This is a genomic window from Pseudomonas sp. Bout1 (assembly GCF_034314165.1).
GTDB lineage: Bacteria > Pseudomonadota > Gammaproteobacteria > Pseudomonadales > Pseudomonadaceae > Aquipseudomonas.
Map to the genome: position 1 here is coordinate 2,503,798 of NZ_JAVIWK010000001.1, position 17,097 is coordinate 2,520,894.

General features: G+C 54.4%; 17 protein-coding genes and 2 pseudogenes. 16 read left to right on the forward strand and 3 right to left on the reverse strand.

From position 1 onward, the window contains the following. The first annotated feature begins 108 nt into the window (after positions 1-108). Together leuC and leuD are read left to right on the forward strand one after the other, a co-directional pair. Complete coding sequence (leuC, locus tag RGV33_RS11540; RefSeq protein WP_020300863.1) at positions 109-1,521, forward strand: 3-isopropylmalate dehydratase large subunit; 1,413 nt, start codon at positions 109-111, stop codon at positions 1,519-1,521. 6 nt (positions 1,522-1,527) lie between these two features. Then, positions 1,528-2,172 (forward strand): 3-isopropylmalate dehydratase small subunit, encoded by a 645-nt coding sequence (leuD, locus tag RGV33_RS11545; protein ID WP_020300862.1) that lies wholly within the window; start codon positions 1,528-1,530, stop codon positions 2,170-2,172. A 14-nt stretch (positions 2,173-2,186) separates the two neighbouring features. Here the strand turns inward: leuD and RGV33_RS11550 are convergent, their stop codons facing one another. Further along, positions 2,187-2,933, reverse strand: a complete 747-nt coding sequence (locus tag RGV33_RS11550) for an IclR family transcriptional regulator (protein ID WP_032904489.1) — start codon at positions 2,931-2,933, stop codon at positions 2,187-2,189. A gap of 264 nt (positions 2,934-3,197) precedes the next feature. On the opposite strand from RGV33_RS11550, the gene RGV33_RS11555 reads away from it, so the two are divergent. From RGV33_RS11555 to RGV33_RS11580, 6 genes and pseudogenes are all read left to right on the forward strand, one after another. Then, complete coding sequence (locus RGV33_RS11555) at positions 3,198-4,586, forward strand: MFS transporter (RefSeq protein ID WP_169868532.1); 1,389 nt, start codon at positions 3,198-3,200, stop codon at positions 4,584-4,586. Positions 4,587-4,604: 18 nt separating this feature from the next. Then, positions 4,605-5,651 carry a cupin domain-containing protein gene (locus tag RGV33_RS11560; protein ID WP_322144346.1) on the forward strand — a complete coding sequence of 349 codons (1,047 nt, stop codon included), beginning with the start codon at positions 4,605-4,607 and terminating at the stop codon, positions 5,649-5,651. Then, entirely contained in the window at positions 5,648-6,505 is an 858-nt protein-coding gene (locus RGV33_RS11565; RefSeq protein ID WP_169868530.1) for a fumarylacetoacetate hydrolase family protein, read from the forward strand. Before RGV33_RS11560 ends, RGV33_RS11565 begins: the two co-directional genes overlap by 4 nt. Next, the gene (locus RGV33_RS11570) at positions 6,502-7,677 is read left to right on the forward strand and encodes a 3-hydroxybenzoate 6-monooxygenase (protein WP_169868529.1); all 1,176 of its coding nucleotides are present in this window, start codon (positions 6,502-6,504) and stop codon (positions 7,675-7,677) included. Before RGV33_RS11565 ends, RGV33_RS11570 begins: the two co-directional genes overlap by 4 nt. Positions 7,678-7,782: 105 nt before the next feature. After that, the gene (locus RGV33_RS11575) at positions 7,783-9,045 is read left to right on the forward strand and encodes an OprD family porin (protein WP_416152066.1); all 1,263 of its coding nucleotides are present in this window, start codon (positions 7,783-7,785) and stop codon (positions 9,043-9,045) included. Between the two features lie 351 nt (positions 9,046-9,396). After that, positions 9,397-9,634 (forward strand): annotated as a pseudogene (locus RGV33_RS11580) (transposase); the annotation flags it as partial. Positions 9,635-9,680: 46 nt separating this feature from the next. On the opposite strand, the pseudogene RGV33_RS11585 reads toward RGV33_RS11580, so the two are convergent. Beyond that, a pseudogene (locus tag RGV33_RS11585) lies at positions 9,681-10,507 on the reverse strand (site-specific integrase); the annotation flags it as partial. A gap of 549 nt (positions 10,508-11,056) precedes the next feature. Here RGV33_RS11585 and RGV33_RS11590 point away from each other — a divergent pair. The 4 genes from RGV33_RS11590 (at position 11,057) to RGV33_RS11605 (ending at position 13,412) form a co-directional block, all read left to right on the forward strand. Continuing rightward, positions 11,057-12,207 (forward strand): IS3 family transposase gene (locus tag RGV33_RS11590; protein WP_322144347.1). Its coding sequence is split into 2 segments (ribosomal slippage): positions 11,057-11,291 and positions 11,291-12,207, totalling 1,152 coding nucleotides; the frame shifts between segments, so codons are not numbered across the junction. Between the two features lie 211 nt (positions 12,208-12,418). Further along, a complete protein-coding gene (locus tag RGV33_RS11595; protein WP_322144348.1) occupies positions 12,419-12,661 on the forward strand; it encodes a hypothetical protein in 243 nt (80 codons plus the stop codon). A 167-nt stretch (positions 12,662-12,828) separates the two neighbouring features. Next, positions 12,829-13,146, forward strand: a complete 318-nt coding sequence (locus tag RGV33_RS11600; RefSeq protein WP_095030924.1) for a hypothetical protein — start codon at positions 12,829-12,831, stop codon at positions 13,144-13,146. Next, complete coding sequence (locus tag RGV33_RS11605) at positions 13,143-13,412, forward strand: hypothetical protein (RefSeq protein WP_322144349.1); 270 nt, start codon at positions 13,143-13,145, stop codon at positions 13,410-13,412. Before RGV33_RS11600 ends, RGV33_RS11605 begins: the two co-directional genes overlap by 4 nt. Positions 13,413-13,487: 75 nt before the next feature. Here the strand turns inward: RGV33_RS11605 and RGV33_RS11610 are convergent, their stop codons facing one another. Next, complete coding sequence (locus RGV33_RS11610) at positions 13,488-14,108, reverse strand: glutathione S-transferase family protein (protein WP_213936118.1); 621 nt, start codon at positions 14,106-14,108, stop codon at positions 13,488-13,490. 343 nt (positions 14,109-14,451) lie between these two features. On the opposite strand from RGV33_RS11610, the gene RGV33_RS11615 reads away from it, so the two are divergent. From RGV33_RS11615 to RGV33_RS11630, 4 genes are all read left to right on the forward strand, one after another. After that, positions 14,452-15,045, forward strand: a complete 594-nt coding sequence (locus tag RGV33_RS11615; protein ID WP_095030926.1) for a TetR/AcrR family transcriptional regulator — start codon at positions 14,452-14,454, stop codon at positions 15,043-15,045. Between the two features lie 114 nt (positions 15,046-15,159). After that, complete coding sequence (locus tag RGV33_RS11620; RefSeq protein WP_095030927.1) at positions 15,160-16,194, forward strand: NADP-dependent oxidoreductase; 1,035 nt, start codon at positions 15,160-15,162, stop codon at positions 16,192-16,194. 117 nt (positions 16,195-16,311) lie between these two features. Then, the gene (locus RGV33_RS11625; RefSeq protein WP_095030952.1) at positions 16,312-16,536 is read left to right on the forward strand and encodes a hypothetical protein; all 225 of its coding nucleotides are present in this window, start codon (positions 16,312-16,314) and stop codon (positions 16,534-16,536) included. 98 nt (positions 16,537-16,634) lie between these two features. Beyond that, complete coding sequence (locus RGV33_RS11630; RefSeq protein WP_095030928.1) at positions 16,635-17,096, forward strand: (2Fe-2S)-binding protein; 462 nt, start codon at positions 16,635-16,637, stop codon at positions 17,094-17,096. Position 17,097 lies beyond the last annotated feature (1 nt).

Consider the following 17,097-nt stretch of genomic DNA (forward strand, 5'->3'; position numbering starts at 1 on the left):
ATCAAAAATAGCGCATTACGATAAAAGCGCTCTATATTGTCTGAGCAAGCTTGCCTACAATCCGGCCAGGCAGTTCCGTAATGATCGATCTGACAAGAGGAGCCTCCAGTGCCCAAAACGCTGCTGCAAAAACTCTGGGAAACGCACGTCGTACGTCATGACCCGGACGGTTCGGCGATGCTTTACATTGATCTGCAGTTGATCAATGAAGTCACCAGCCCCCAGGCTTTTGAAGGTTTATCGGCAGCGGGGCTGAACCCTTGGCGAAGCGGCACGATCATCGCCACCTCGGACCACAATGTGCCGACTAGGGACTTGGCTCTGGGCATTCAGGATCCGGTAGCGAAAATTCAGGTTCAGACGCTTGAGCGTAACTGCGATGACCTGAACCTGCGCCACTTTAAAATGGGTGATCAAAGGCAGGGCATTTTGCATGTCATCGCGCCTGAATCTGGCGCCAGTCTTCCGGGAATGACCATCGTCTGTGGCGACTCTCATACCAGTACCCATGGTGCTTTCGCGGCCTTGGCATTTGGCATCGGCACTTCCGAGATCGAGCACGTTCTCGCCACCCAGTGCCTGCGTGTTTCACCCATGGCGGCGATGAAGGTTCAGATCGACGGCGAATTGCAGCCGTTCGTGACCGCAAAAGACTTGGCCCTGAGCTTGATTCGCAAAATCGGTACTGCGGGGGCCACCGGTCATGCAATCGAGTTCACGGGCAGCACGGTCAGTAGCATGTCCATGGAAGCGCGGATGACCCTTTGCAATATGGCAATCGAAGCCGGAGCTCGCGTCGGGCTGATCGGTGTAGACGAGACCACACTGGCCTACCTGCACGGCCGACCTCATGCGCCGCGAGACGCAGGCTGGGAGGCCGCCGCTACGTTTTGGCGCACGCTTCACAGCGACCCTGGGGCAATTTTCCAACAGGTGGTGAACCTGGATGCAGCAAAAGTTGCCCCTCAAGTTTCATGGGGAACTTCTCCGCAAATGGTGTGCGATGTTCTAGAAAAGGTGCCCGACCCCGCGGACGAAGTAGACCCCGCTAAACGTCAGGCCTTGGTCAGCGCGCTCGACTATATGGGGATTACAGCGGGCACAGCCATCGTTTCAATCGAGCTCGACAAGATTTTCATAGGCTCCTGCACCAATGCACGCATCGAGGACCTGCGGGCAGCTGCCCAGGTTGTAGTCGGTCAAAAAGTATCCACGCGTATCAAACAAGCATTGGTGGTGCCGGGATCAGGACAGGTCAAAGCCATGGCTGAAGCCGAGGGCTTGGACAGGATATTCATCGACGCTGGGTTTGAATGGCGCGAGCCCGGTTGTTCGATGTGCTTGGGAATGAACGAGGACCGGCTGCTCCCTGGGGAGCGTTGTGCATCTACGTCCAATCGCAATTTCGAGGGGCGTCAGGGGCAGGGTGGCAGAACTCACCTCGTGAGCCCGGTCACTGCAGCAGCGGCGGCCCTGGCAGGACATTTCGTTGATATAACCGCTGCCCAGATAAGGAGTTGAAAGGCCGTGAAACCATTCAAGCAGTTTTGTGCAGTAGCGGCGCCGCTTGATCGAATCAATGTGGACACGGACGCCATTTTACCGAAGCAATTCATGAAATTGATCAGCAAATATGGCTATGGCGATTACCTGTTCGATAACTGGCGTTATCTAGACCAAGGCCAACCTGGGGACGACTGCTCGGTACGACCGCTCAACGAGCAGTTCATGCTCAACCAGCCCCGGTTCAAGTCAGCGCAAATCCTGCTGTGCCGAGATAATTTCGGTTGTGGTTCGAGCCGCGAGCACGCGCCGTGGGCCTTGCGTGATTTCGGGTTCAAAGCGCTGCTCAGCACCAGTTTCGCAGATATTTTTTATGGCAACTGCCTTAAGAACGGCGTGCTGCCCATCGTGTTGACCAAGGATGAAATGGATCACCTGTTCTCACTCGCGGCCCGTGATGCTGCGTTGCAACTTGAGATCAATCTAGCGGACCAAACCGTTTCCCAGCCTGAGGGCGTGATCTACCGTTTCGAGATCGATGCATTCCGCAAAAAATGCGTGATGTTGGGGCTCGATGAAATCAGCCTGACGCTCGCTCAAGCCGACGACGTGCGCTTATACGAAAGCAAGCGACGCGCCACCGAGCCTTGGCTGTTTCCAGAGAGCTGACGGCGTTGTGTATTTCATGATCCAGAAGACGCCAACACCGTCATTTTCTGCGTCATCTCGGCCCCGGCCTTCGCAACAATAGGCGCGAGCAGTGTTCTGACTTCCGGGGAGGCATCGACGACGGGTATCACGATGCTGATGCTGCCGATCACCCGTTTATCGTCAAAAACGGCGGCTGAAATACCCGCAGCGCTATTGCCCAATTCGCCTGAAGTGATGACTACGGACTCGTTTCTCAGCGATCTCAGTGTCTGCTTGACTTGCGCCCAATTGGCCCCAAGGCCAAAGCGCTCGAATTCGCCCGTTACGCCTTCGTAGTAGGGTTTGACCTGGCGCAATGGCAGGTGCGCCAGGATGACCTTTGAGGCTGCGCCTTGGTAAAGGGGCCTTGGGAGGCCGCGCTCATAGCTGATGTCTTGCTTGAAACGGGTGGTGAACTCCTCATGCACGCACATGACGTGCTCTTGGAAGTACCGGCATAAAATCGCGATGCTGTCAGCGGGGGCCGCATTCAGCATGTCACCCATGACCAACCTTGCAGCCTGGATCATCGGATCACCCAACCGCATTTTTCTATCCAACGCGATGATTGCTGGGCCCAGCACGTAGCGCCCCGGGGTAAAGGCGCTGATGTATCCGGCACCCGACAGGGTTCGAAAGTAACGGTACGTATGGCTCGCCGATAGTCCTAACTCGATCGCCGCTTCGTCCACAGACCAATCAGATTTGCTGTCTCCACTGAACAATTCGAGCAGGCGCATCAAGCGATCCTGGGAGCTGCCTTTGGGATCTTCTGCGCCTGAGACTTGCATGGCTGACGCGCCGGTTACCTGCTGCTTTATCAACCCTGCCCCCTTAGATAGGTGTGCTTGACGGAGCCCGCATGTTACCGCCAAGCTCGACCACGAGGTGAGTAAAAACAAAAATAGCGCCATAAGATAAAAGCGTTGACACTTTTTGGAAAAAACATAATTATCGTATTACAACAAATAATACAAAACACCTTAAGGTGTGAGGGTTCCATCATGAGCCAGCTAGCGCAGCCATCGTCCCCCGTCCTCGACATCGCCCCTATTCTCGATCACGGAGAGTGGACGTCCTATCAAAAGCGAATTCTCTTCTTGGTCGCCCTCGTCATGGTGTTCGATGGCGTGGACGCGCAGGTGCTTAGCCTGTCGCTGTCCTCCATTTCAGCCGAATGGGGTATCAGCCGCGCAGCCTTTGCACCGGTGCTTGGATTCAGTTTCGTGGCCATGGCACTGGGGACGGCCCTCGGGGGCCTGTTGGGCGACCGCATCGGCAGAAAATGGACCCTCATCGCGTCCAGCGTAACGTTTGGCCTGATGACGTTATTGGGCGCGCTCGCCGATGACATCGTCTTTCTGGGCGTCTGCCGAGTGATTGCATCGTTGGGCATGGGAGCAGCCATGCCTAACGTCACGGCAATGCTGGCTGAGTACACACCTTTGCGCCGGCGCAGCCTTGCCCTCGCCATCGGGATGAGCGCGTTGCCTTTTGGCGGTATCGTTGTTGGCCTGTTAGGGGCGCAAATTCTTCCTGCCCTTGGCTGGCGCAGTTTTTTCGTGATTGCGGGGTGTGCGCCGTTGATCGTCGCGCTGACGCTGATCATTGGCGTCCCAGAGTCGCTGAGATTTCTGGTGGCGCGCGGCATCAAGCCGGCAGCGTGCCTGAACATCATTCGCCACCTGGGGCATGCGGTGTCATTGACCACCACGTTGGAGGACAGCGGCGAAGCGGCTGCAGTCAAGAAGGCTTCGGTGCGAACGTTAATGGCCAGCGAATATGCCGGCGACACACGGGTGCTGGCGGTCGCTTTCTTTACCGTGATTCTGTCTAGCTACCTCATGTTTACCTGGTCCCCCTCCCTGTTCGTCGAGGCCGGTTACAGCGTCAGTATGTCCAGCGCAAGTATGGCGTTGTTCAGCCTCGGTGGCCTGATTGGAGGGGTGGGCGGCGGCTGGCTGTTCAGTCGCTTCGGTTCGCGCAAAACCATGCTCTGCATGGCGGCGGGGGCGTTGGCCTGCTGCGCTGCGCTGATGGTAACGCCGTTGCAACCTGCTGCGAATTCGCTCCCTATCATCACCGTTAGCCTGCTGCTGCTCGGCCTCTGCGTACCGGGCACACAAGCAATCCTATTCGTGCTGGCGGCGCAGATATTCCCTACCTCAATGCGTGCAAGTGGCGTCGGTTTGCCCGCAGCTTTCGGACGGCTGGGCGCGGTGCTGAGCGCTTTCATCGGCCCCTGGATTCTTGCCAGCACAGGCACTCGGTTCTTCGGTTTTATAGCAGCCATGATGTTGATTCTTTTTGTCGCGCTGACCCTCGTCCGTCGCCACATCGCACGGACCGAAAACCAAGACCGTAGCGATGCACGGCTGAACGAAGTTCGATAGATAGGTAAGGAGATATTTGTGAGTAACAATGCCTTTAGAGATCACATTGCCCATGACAACATGACGCCCCTCTGGGAGGTATTGCGCGGGCTTACCCCGCGCGAGCCCAAGCAGACGGCGGACCCCGTAATCTGGCGCGCCGAAACCATTCGCCAAAATATGAAAATGGCCTGTGAGGTCATCTCCGCCGAAGATGCGGAGCGCCGTGTGCTTGTCCTAGAAAACCCTAAGTTTCGGGGCAAGTCGCAGATAACGTCATCCCTCTATGCGGGTATTCAAATGATCCTGCCCGGGGAGGTCGCCCCCAGTCATCGCCATACGGCGTCTGCGCTAAGACTGATTTTAAGTGGCCAGGGTGGGTTCACTACGGTGCATGGCGAAAAGGTACTAATGAACCCGGGTGACTTTGTCATCACGCCCACGAACGTTTTTCATGACCATGGTGCGCAGGGCACGGAACCTGTGATGTGGCTGGACGGCCTGGATGTGCCTGTTGTGCAAATGCTCAACGCCGGTTTCTCTGCTGATGACCCGAATCTACGTCAGGCCCTGACACGCCCGACAGGCGACTCCAATGCGCGATTCGCCGCTGGCCTGAGACCTGTAGGCGACACCCACGGCGGCCCCGTCAGCCCACTTTTTCACTACCCCTATTCGCGCACGCGTGCAGCGCTTGAACAGTTGTCGCTCGTCGATGAGTGGGACGCGTGCAACGGTTTCAAACTGATGTTTACCAACCCAACGAATGGGCTGTCCCCGATTCGCTCGATGGGTGCCTTTATGCAGATGTTCCCAGCAGGGTTCAAGGGCACGAGCTTTCGTGAAACCGACGGAGCTGTTTGCTGCGTGGTTGAAGGCAGCCTGCGCGTTCAGGTCGGTGACCAAACGTGGACAGCCTGCAAGGACGACGTATTTGTTGTTCCGGGTTGGGCATGGCGTTGTTTTGAGGTGGACGAGCAATGCGTACTGTTCAGCTTTTCCGATCGACCGTTGCAAGAACACCTCGGTTTTTGGCGCAGCGAAATCAATCCGAGCGCAACTACTACACCAGGAGAAAAATCATGAAAATTTGTCTGTTTAACGATAACCGTTTGGGCCTGATTGAGGGCGACATTGTCTATGACGTTTCCCAAGCACTGCGTATTTTGTCACCTGCCCTTTATCCGTTTCCGCGCCATGACCTGCTGATCGCTAACCTGGCCGAGCTACGCCCCGAAATCTCGCTTGCCAAGGGAAGCGCAGCGGTCTTCAAGTTAAGCGATGTCGAGCTGCTTAGCCCCGTCGGTAACCCAGGCAAAATTGTGGCTGCGCCTGTCAACTATCAAGCTCACCTTGATGAAGCCATCGCAGACACGGAGACGTTTACACGTGCCAATGTCCGCAAAATCCAGGAGACGGGCCTCTTCCTGAAAGCTACCAGCTCGCTGATCGGTGTCAGTAAACCGATTGTGATTAATCTTCCAGAGCGCCGTACCGATCACGAAATCGAGCTAGTCGCTGTTATTGGCAAGCGTGCCAAGGATGTGAAGGCGAAAGACGCACTGGCCTATGTTGCCGGATACAGCATTGGCCTGGACATCACGATCCGCGGGCCTGAAGAGCGAAGCTTGCGCAAATCGTTGGACACTTACTCGGTGTTGGGGCCATGGCTTGTCACGGCTGATGAGCTCAGCGACCCACAGGGCTTGGAGTTGCTGCTGGAGGTTAATGGTGAGAAACGCCAGCACGCCAATACTCGGGATTTGATCATGAACGTGGCAGAGCTGATCGAATTCGCCTCGACCTATTACACACTTGAGCCGGGTGATTTGTTGTACACCGGAACGCCCGAAGGTGTGGGTCCCATTGTTCACGGTGATCAGATCAAAGCACGAATTGAAGGGATTGGTGAAATTGTTGTCGAGGTCGTGTCGTCATGAGCCTACAAGATCCAATTGTAATCATTGGGGGGGGCATTGGTGGTCTGGCAGCAGCGCTGGCACTCTCACATAAGGGCTTCAAAACGCTCTTGATCGAACAGGCCGAAGAGTTTCGCGAAGTCGGTGCGGGGATCCAGGTGGGCCCTAACGGTTTTCGCGTGTTGGAGACGCTCGGCGTTGCTGATCAAGTACGCGAACTGACCGTGTTACCCGATGATTTGATCTTCATGGACAGTGTCAGCGCTGAGATGGTTACCACCATCCCGACAGGCGTAGCGTTTCGGGAACGTTTCAAGTATCCCTACGCCTTGGTGCATCGTGCGGACCTGCATTCGGTTCTTCTGGCCGCGTGTCGCGAGTCCGCTGATGTCGAATTCAGGATCGCCACAAAAGTGGTGGGCTACGAAGATGATGGCCTGTCCGTATGCGTGACCACTGACCAAGGTGAAACCATTCGGGGTTGCGCACTGATTGGCGCAGATGGATTGTGGTCGAAAGTCAGAGAGAAAATTGTCGGTGACGGTGCGCCTGTGGTCTCCGGGCACATTGCGTACCGGGCGGTGTTGCCCATTGAGGACGTGCCGCTTGAGTTTCGACGCAACTCGATGATTCTTTGGGGGGGGCCAAAGTCCCACCTGGTCCAGTACCCGCTTCGAGGTGGAAAACTATTCAACCTGGTGGCAGTCTTCCACAGCGACCGCTATGTAGAGGGTTGGAACACCGAGGGCGACCCTGAAGAATTACGCCGTCGGTTTGCCGGCACGTGTGACACCGTACAAACGCTCCTGTCCAAAATTGAAAGCTGGCGGATGTGGGTATTGTGCGATCGTGAACCCGTGAAAAACTGGAGTCAGGGACGTACCACACTTCTGGGCGATGCAGCGCATCCCATGTTGCAATACCTTGCACAAGGGGCGTGTATGGCGATGGAGGATGGCGTCGTACTCGCACAGGAGATCGAAAAGTGTCAGGGTGATTTTGAGTCGGCTTTTAAAGCCTATCAGGCTCGCCGATACCTTCGCACGGGCCGTTGTCAGGTCATGGCACGTGTTCATGGTGAGTTCTACCACGCCGAGGGAGTTGCGGCCGAACTACGTAACAACATGCTCGGCACCCGTACTCCTGAACAGGCGTATGCCGGTCTCTCTTGGTTGTATGACGCGGTAATTTAGAAATCCAGTGACGATCAATTATTCAACGGTGCTCAAGTTGCCGGGTTGATCGTCGCTTTCAGCTGCACGCAATGATCATTCTATAAAAATAAAAAGGGTGAAATCGTGAACAACAAAAATTGCGCGCCACTCGTGTGGCCGGCGTTACTGTATTTTTGTGCGCCGGGCTTGGCATGGGCTGAGGATTCGGATTTTTTTAAAGATTCAACCGCTACACTGCAAGCCAGAAATTACTTCTTTCAACGCAACTACTTAGATATTCGTGGGACCGAGAAACCCAAGGCTGAAGAGTGGGCTCAAGGCTTCATTCTTAATTTCAAATCCGGTTATACCCCAGGTACTGTTGGGTTTGGTATCGATGCTGTTGCCACCTTGGGTCTCAAACTCGATAGTGGCCGTGGGCGGGTAGGGACGGGCTTGCTGTCTATCAAGGATAGCGGGGCCCCTGCCGACGATTACAGTCGTTTGGGGCCAACCTTAAAAGCCAGGTTTTCTAAAACCGAGCTGAGACTGGGTGAACTTCAACCCGACATTCCCGTGTTGCCCTTCAGCGACATTCGGTTGCTTCCACCATCCTATCAGGGTGTCTCCTTTTCCAGTAGCGAACTTGCTGGACTGACCCTTCAAGGCGGGCGTATCAAATCGACTAGCCTTCGAAATGAAGCCGGGGACGAAAAATTGATCGCCATGTTGGGCTATATCCCGCAACGCGCGTCGCCCAGTGATGCCTTTAATTATATGGGGGGTGACTATAGTTTTAATAAGTCACGTACCACCGTCAGTGGTTGGTACGCCCAACTGGAGGACATTTACCGGCAGAGTTATGTTGGCATTAAGCATAAGCAGTTAGTGGGGCGTTGGTCACTAAGCGGTACGTTGGCACAGTATGATGCTGTTGAAGATGGTGATCACCTAATCGGGAAGGTCGATAACCGCGCTCTGTATGGCACACTCGGGGTGGCAAGGTCCGGGCATGCTGTGACCGTAGGGTACCAAAGAATGTACGGTGACACCGCGTTCCCCCGGGTGTTCGCCAATATTGCGCCCTTGGCCAATGAACTGCCCACTTATGACTTTTCATCACAAGACGAGGTGTCTTATCAGGTGCGTTACGACTATGACTTTGCGGCGGTGGGGGTACCGGGCCTGCTGTTTTCGACTAGATACGTCGTGGGGAACAACGTTGAGACAGGGCGCGGCTATGAAGGTAAAGACAGCGAACGCGATATCGATATGTCTTATGTTTTCCAGAGCGGGCCTGTCAAGGGATTCGGCATCAGGCTTCGCGACGCGGTAGCGCGGTCTAATTACAGAACTGATATTGACGAGTATCGCGTCGTCCTCAGTTATACCTGGAAGCTCCTATAGCGTTGCGTTCGCCCCAGCCCTGCGTGCCAACATCAGGCTTAACCCCAGGACCCGTGCGCGGTCACTGTGGGTCTTCTGCTCAGCCCCCCTCGCGGCTGCACCCCACTACTTAGTGGGGGGAAGGTTTTGCAGGAGCTTGACCTTGCTTGTTAGCACGGTCAGTACAGTCGATATCCACGCGCGATCCTGGGACACCCAAGGAAACTGTGAGCACTGTCTGGATGTGTTATCGCACAAAGTTTTGACTGGCTCTGGTACGAGTTCCGGGGGAAACACGACCCAAGAATGGCAGTCGTGGATTTCACGCTAGATGTCCGCTTCTCGCGGATTTCTATAGCTAGATAGGCCGTCCGTCCGTCGATTGATCTTGAACTGATGATCTGCATGCTGGACGTGGGCTATTGCTACGGCATTCGCTCAGAGCCGCGATTGTGCGAAGGCCCATTGAATATGGCGTATCGCTGGTTCTGCCGGTTGAGCCTTGAAGATGAAATACCCAATCATTCGACGTTTTAAAAATCCACACGGCCGTTTTCGCGACAGCGATCTCTTTCGCTGGTTGTTTAATGAAGTGCTGGGTCGCTGCATGGACGTAATCTACGAATCTATGAGAACTCAGCACTAATGATGCCGGCTTATGAAAGTGGTAGTGATCCAGTGGCGGCGTACGCTGAAAAGACATCATTGATTCGGTCGGTTGATGATCGTAAGTGGAGGACAAAACTGCACTGAGCCGATCGCCCAACAGGTTCCAGGCACACTTCTTCTCTTCGGCATAGTCGTGATGCAGGTAGTGGCGTCTCACCCGAGAACCAGCCAGCACATGGTTTTGGCAACGGTCGATGATGTCCAGGCTAACCCCCAGGGCCTGCATCATGGTCGCGCCCGTACGGCGCAGGTCATGCGGCGTCCAGTCGCCGTTTTGGCCGTCGGCAAGGACCAGCGTGTCGTCGTGACGCCTTCTTGAGAGGGCCTTGCGGTTTTTGAACCGGGCCTGGCGATCGCCGACCTGTTTACTCACCACCTTTACGTCCACATGCCCGTCGTCCTGCTTGTTCGGAAAGCACCACTGGGAGTCTCCCGTCAGTATCTTGAGCTCCTGAAAGAAATGCAGGGCGAAGGGGGAGAGGAAGACATGGTGGTCCTGTTTCTTGCCCCGAGTGCCTTTGACGTTTTCGCTGGGGAGGAACCAGGTCTGCTGGTCCAGATCGATATTTTTCCATTCCGCCTGGAGCAATTCACCAATCCGGCACAGCGTGCCCAGGCTAATCCAGAGCGCGAGCTGGGTTTCTTTCTTTAGTGGACGAATGCCTTCGTACTTTTGACCGGCGGGGAGGGCGCTGTAATCGAGGGTCATTTGCTGGAAGCGGTTATGCAGTTCCAGCAACTCAGCAGGTGAAAGGATGCGGCTTCGTTCTGCCTCGTAGTCGGCAGGGATCAATGGGGTGATGTCGACCAGCTCAGCTTGATGATCGTCCGTCCGATTGGCTACGGGTAGAATCCAGTAGCTTGGCTTGGAATCACTCTTTTTTTGCTCTTGATACACTATGAAAACAAGTCCAGAATTGAGTCCATACCTGCTTCAGGAATAAAAGAAACCCCTTAGATTTCAATGGGTCGGACGCAAGATTCGAGTCTCGTTTCCCGCTTCAATTATTGATCTACAGGCTTCTATTGAGGTCTGTAGAAACTGAAAAAAGAGGCTTCGACCTCTTTTTCTGTTCCAGCGGGAATCACTGAAGTCCAGCACCATCCAGTACTTTTAAGTCCAAAATTGAGTCCAGGAATTCTGCCGAGTGCTTGATCGGTTTGCCTCACGCTTCAGTCACCTCAAGTAATCCCAGGAAATGGGTGGCTCCCATCCATCAACGGCCCGATGGCACCGTCTTTCCTAATATCCTGAATCTGTCGAGAAGGCGATCGGTATACCAAGTGAATTGGAGGAGATTTGAGTCGCCCCGGGTTTCGTAGACACCTCTTTGCCTTAAACTGAGGCCAATTAGGAGGTGCCATGAGCAACCCGCGTTACCCCGAAGAATTCAAAATCCAAGCGGTCAATCAAGTGACCGAAAAGAAGCTGCCTGTCGCTGATGTAGCGGCTCGTCTCGGCGTGTCGACGCATAGCCTCTATGCCTGGATAAAGCGCTACAGCAAACCTCAACAAGAACGGCAGCAGGATGATGATCAGCAAGCTGAACTGCGTCGTCTGCGAGCCGAACTCAAGCGGGTCACCGAAGAGCGAGACATCTTAAAAAAGGCCGCCGCGTACTTTGCCAAGGAGTGCGGTTGAAGTACGCCTTTATCAAGCAGCGAGCGGGCGACTATTCCATTCGACGGCTTTGCCTGACGCTGAAAGTCCATCCCAGCGGTTATTACGCCTGGCTGTCTGAGCCGCAATCTGTGCGCGCCAAAGACGACCAGCGACTGCTGGGTTTGATCAAGCATTCCTGGCTGGAGAGCGGCGGCGTTTATGGCTATCGCAAAGTCCATGACGATCTGCGCGAAGTCGGTGAGGATTGTGGTCGGCATCGTGTGGCGAGGCTGATGCGTCTTGAAGGTCTGCGCTCTCAGACAGGGTATCGACGCCGCCCTGGCAAATACGGCGGTAAGCCAGCCGTCGCCTCACCCAATTTACTGAAGCGCCAGTTTGATGTCGTAGAACCCAACAAAGTTTGGGTCACCGACATCACTTACATTCGTACGTATGAAGGCTGGCTGTATTTGGCAGTGGTGCTGGATCTGTTTTCTCGTCAGGTCGTTGGCTGGTCAATGAAGTCGCAGATGACCAGTGATTTGGCCATTGATGCGTTATTGATGGCGGTTTGGAGGCGAAAACCGAAACAGGAGGTGATGGTTCACTCCGACCAAGGCAGCCAGTACAGCAGCTCTGATTGGCGCAGTTTTTTGAAAGCGAACAATTTGGTTGCCAGTATGAGTCGCCGAGGCAACTGTCATGACAACGCCGTGGCCGAGAGCTTTTTCCAGCTTCTGAAACGGGAACGGATCAAGCGGAAAATCTACACCTCGCGGCAAGATGCTCGTAGTGATGTGTTTGATTACATCGAGATGTTCTACAACGCAAAACGCCGCCATGGTTTCAACAATCAGCTGTCACCGGTAGAGTTTGAAAAGCGTTACGCAATGAGCTTGGAGAGTGTCTAGAAAATCAGGGGCGATTCAAACAGCACCAATTGATGAGCTCTGACCCACCTTGTGCATGGGATTTCTGACAAGCAAGCATTCAGAAACGCTATGCATCATCTTTGTCTATGCTCAAAACTCCCCTTCAAGAAAGTGAGGCATGGAGCATGGCGCCGGAGACACTGTTCATTACCGAGCGTGGTCTGTTGACGAACAGAAAAGACCCCACGACATGACCCAGACCGAGAAAACCCCTGAGCAACTTCAAGCGCGCATTGCCGAGTTGAAAGCCCAGTATCAGCAGCTGCAGGACAATTACGACGATGAAGTTCTCTTGTGCTCAAGCCTGCTGCGCGCCTTGGTCAACGCTGACGCTGGCTTCTGTGAGACGCTGGTCAAGCATGCCTATTGCTCGGCTGAGCGTAAGGCCGACGCGCTGGATTACCTCGTCGATGCACGCGCGGGGTATGGCTGAGTGGACTGATCATAACGGCGTTTTCGTTCAATCGCCCCCCACAAACAGGCCCACTGCGGTGGGCTTTTTTGCGTCGGCTGGACGCCACAACCCTATAGACTGGTCCATCAGTCATAGTGCGAGTGGTTAATCCACAGGTCGTCCCTTCCCCGATAGGAAACGCTGTAATGCCATTAACCATCACTAATCCTTACCGTCTGCGTTTGGAGTGCCTCCGTAACGTGTCGCCAGGCTGCGCGGACTTGGCCGGACGCATTGTTGTGGCGTTACGTACTGAAGTCATGACCCTATCCACCGCGACTCTAATCGAGGATTTATTCGATCACCTGGACGCAATTGCCGCGCAGCACAGCGGTAGTGTCACGCGTCTGGGTATATGGATGATGGGCTTGATCCACGCCAAAGCGTTGCTAAGCACGGAGGTAGAGACGTTCCTCTCTGACGCCGCCACTTTGGGCGGCCCATCCAGTGTGGGGCCGGCATGAGGGAAGGCATTCACGAAGACGCGCTACGGGCCATGCTCGAGGGCGGCGCGGTGCGTGAGGTGCTGGTCAGCCGGCACGGCGAAAAATGGGGTTTGGGGATTCGCCTGGGCGGCGCCGGATCACGCTGGCTGCCGATCCGCTCGCGGCGCGAAGCGCTGCGCACCTGGGCCAGTTTGACCGCCGTGGGACGCTTTGCCGAAGCCCAGGGCGTGAAGGGGTTTATGGTAAATCAGAGCAGCATCAGTGCAGCAAGGGCGCGGCTCTGATGCTCCGCTTCCGACCAACAAAGGTCGGTGGCGATAGTGAGAAGCGTACTAAAAGTGGACCGTACTAGGAGCGATTCAGTTTGCGTCGATTCTCAGTGCGCGTATATAGCTATTCTGATTTTCAAGGTTGCGAACATAGCGCTCAATATGTAATTTGCTCCCAGGTTTTAGCCAATTGAGTGCGCCTTTCACGACAAACCCCAGCATGAAGTCTGCTCCTGTGAGTCGATCTTCGACTAAGAATCTCCTACCCTTTAGATAGTCGTCTAAATATGAAAAAACTTTATCAAATTCCGCTCCGGCGTAATCTTCGAGAAACTTGAGATCAGTTCCAGATTTAATTTCAAATTCGTTAAATACCTTCAACAAAAATGGCAGCATTGCTGAGCTTTCTGAAAAGTGAATCCATGTTAGGTAATCGATGTACTCAGCTGAATCTTCATCAGGCGCTAAGTGAGGCGCAAATCGCTTTATCAGAATTTCCATCATCGCACCCGACTCAGCAATAACCTTGCCATCTAACTCAATAACCGGCGATTTGCCGAGTGGGTGCATGGCCTTGAGTGAAGCGGGGGCTAAATGGGTTTTTTCATCGCGCTGGTATTTGATCAACTCATAAGGCTGGCCTATTTCCTCCAGTAGCCAGAGGATACGAATCGAGCGTGAAGCATTCAGGTGGTGAAGTTTTATCATCATTTTAACTCCGACGGGGTGTGCGCTGGCCCATTAGGCGCAGTGCTGATGGTGTGGTCATTAGACGGTGGCTCGCATGCTACTCGGTTACTAGTCAACCGGTCTACTACTGCTTAATTAGGCTCAGCGCTGCATATTTTGCCTACGGATTGGACTCCCTATGGTGCGATTTACGTTAAGGCTTGATTGGCTGCTGTAAGCGCCGGAGGGTGGCAGGCGCGTCTAGATTTAGCTGAATCGAGCTTTCGATGCCGCATGAGGTGGGTGGCGGATTGGCAGTGTTGCTATAGTAGAGCATTGACATTCAAAGTAGACGACTGGTCTAATTTTTTGGTAATCTTCCGCAATGAAGCAGACTTACGATGATACGCGCCAACATTTACTCGACACCGGCCATCGCATGATGGTGGTTAAGGGCTTTACGGGTGTGGGACTTAACGAGATTTTGCAGGCGGCCAGCGTGCCGAAAGGCTCGTTCTACCATTACTTCAAGTCCAAGGAGCAATACGGCCAGTCCTTGCTGGAGGATTACTTCCGCACTTATTTGGCGAACATGGACGAGCGTTTCGCGGTAAGGGGCAATACTGCCCGCGAGCGGCTCATGGGCTATTGGCAGAAGTGGCTTGATAGCTATTGCGAGCCCTGCGATGAGCAGAAGTGTCTGGTCGTGAAGCTGAGCGCCGAGGTGGCGGACTTGTCCGAGTCAATGCGCATTACGCTGCGTGATGGATCAGATCAAATAATTGAACGTATCGCTGGCTGTATCGAGCAGGGGCAGCGCGACGGCTCGTTGCCGCAAGGTGATGCTTACCGAACAGCGACAGCCCTTTACCAGCTTTGGCTCGGAGCCAGCCTGCTGAGCAAACTCCACCGTAATAGTCGGTCGCTGGAAAACGCCAAAGCTACGACCTTGGCCATGCTGGCGTTTAATCAAGCCTGATGATGAGATTTCCCACCCGTAGGTGGGTGTTCCCTATCATATTTGTAGCAGACTGGTCTAATTAATTTGTGGCACCCCTAACCATTTCTCCAACACCAGCCCTGGAATTTGAACATGCCCCAGTCAAAGCAAGTGAATCGTCGCGTTGTTCTGGCGTCGCGTCCGCACGGTGCGCCTGTCGAAGCGAATTTTCGCATTGAACAAAGCCCCATTCCTCAACCTGCAGAAGGCCAGGTGCTGTTGCGTACCGTTTATCTGTCGCTCGACCCTTACATGCGCGGCCGCATGAGTGATGCACCGTCCTATGCTCCTCCGGTGGAAATCGGTGGGGTCATGGTGGGTGGTACTGTCTGCCGTGTGCTAGCTTCGAAAAATCCGGCCTACAAAGTCGGTGACTGGGTGCTGTCCTTCAGTGGCTGGCAAGACTATGCCCTGTCCGATGGCAGCGACCTGACTCCTTTGGGTAATTCGCCGACTCATCCGTCTTATGCCTTAGGCATATTAGGTATGCCTGGCTTTACCGCTTACATGGGCTTGCTTGACATTGGCCGTCCCCAGACTGGTGAAACGCTAGTGGTTGCGGCGGCTACCGGTCCGGTGGGAGCGACTGTGGGGCAGATCGGCAAGATCAAAGGCTGTCATGTGGTCGGAGTAGCAGGCGGGGCGGACAAATGCCGGCATGCCGTCGAGGTGCTGGGTTTTGATACCTGCATAGATCACCGTGCGCCGGACTTCCCCGAGCAACTGGCCAAGGCCTGCCCTGCGGGTATCGATGTCTATTTCGAAAACGTCGGTGGCAAGGTTTTCGCTGCGGTTCTACCGCTGTTAAACGCCAAAGCCCGTGTGCCGGTCTGCGGCATTATTGCGCATTACAACGATACCGATTTACCCATGGGGCCAGATCGTTTGCCATCTTTGATGGGTGCCATTCTGCGCAAACGCATCAATGTCCAAGGCTTTATTATTTTTGATGATTATGCGCACCGTTACGACGAGTTCTTTAACGAAATGTCGAGCTGGTTGGCGCAGGGGCGGATCAAGTATCGCGAGGAATTGGTGAGTGGTTTGGAAGAGGCGCCCAATGCCTTTATTGGGCTACTAGAAGGTAGAAATTTTGGCAAATTAGTAGTTCGCGTCAGTGACCACTGAATGCCTATTGTTGTGCTGACATAATTTTTGCTCTGCCACTTCACGTTCCTGAGTGGTAGGGCTTTTTTATTTATATATTCCAGTCCAATGGACGCAGCACTGGCTGCAGAGAGCTTTATGACTACACGCAGTAAAGATTTAGGTTGGCGAATTTTGGTGGGCTGTCTGGGGCTATACCCAACGCTATTATTGGTACTGAGTTTATTGGGGCCGCTGACCCATGATCTGAGCTTTCCGCTGATGGTCTTGGTGGAGGTGGTGGTTTTGGTGCCTTTCACTCAGATCATCTCCTTTCCGCTGGCAGGGTGGCTGGTTTCTCGTTTGAGGCGAATTAATCAGTGAGTACGTGGACTGTTTCAGTCAGCGTCACGTGCCATTAACACATTAAAAAGCGATGACTACAGTTGTCGGCATTAACCCAATTAGGCAGAGGAAAGACCATGCAAACGTTAATCATCAACGGACAGTCGCAGCAGGTTGACGTTGCAGCGGATATGCCTCTGCTGTGGGTCTTGCGCGATGTGCTCGGCCTGACAGGGACAAAATACGGCTGTGGCATTGCTCAGTGTGGGGTGTGCACCGTGCATCTCGACGGCCAGCCGATCCGTTCGTGTGTGACTCCTATTTCGGCTGTGGCAGGTCGCTCAATCACCACCATTGAGGCCATCGGTGAGACGGCCGTGGGCAAAGCCGTGCAGCAGGCCTGGCTAGCGCATGAGGTGGTGCAGTGCGGTTACTGCCAGTCAGGACAGATCATGGCAGCAACTGCTCTTCTGAATAGCCAGCCGACGCCCGATGACCAGGCGATTGATGCGGCCATGGCGGGTAATCTTTGTCGCTGCGCCACTTACACCCGCATTCGCACGGCCATTCACAGTGTTGGCCGTGTAGAGGAGGCGTGAG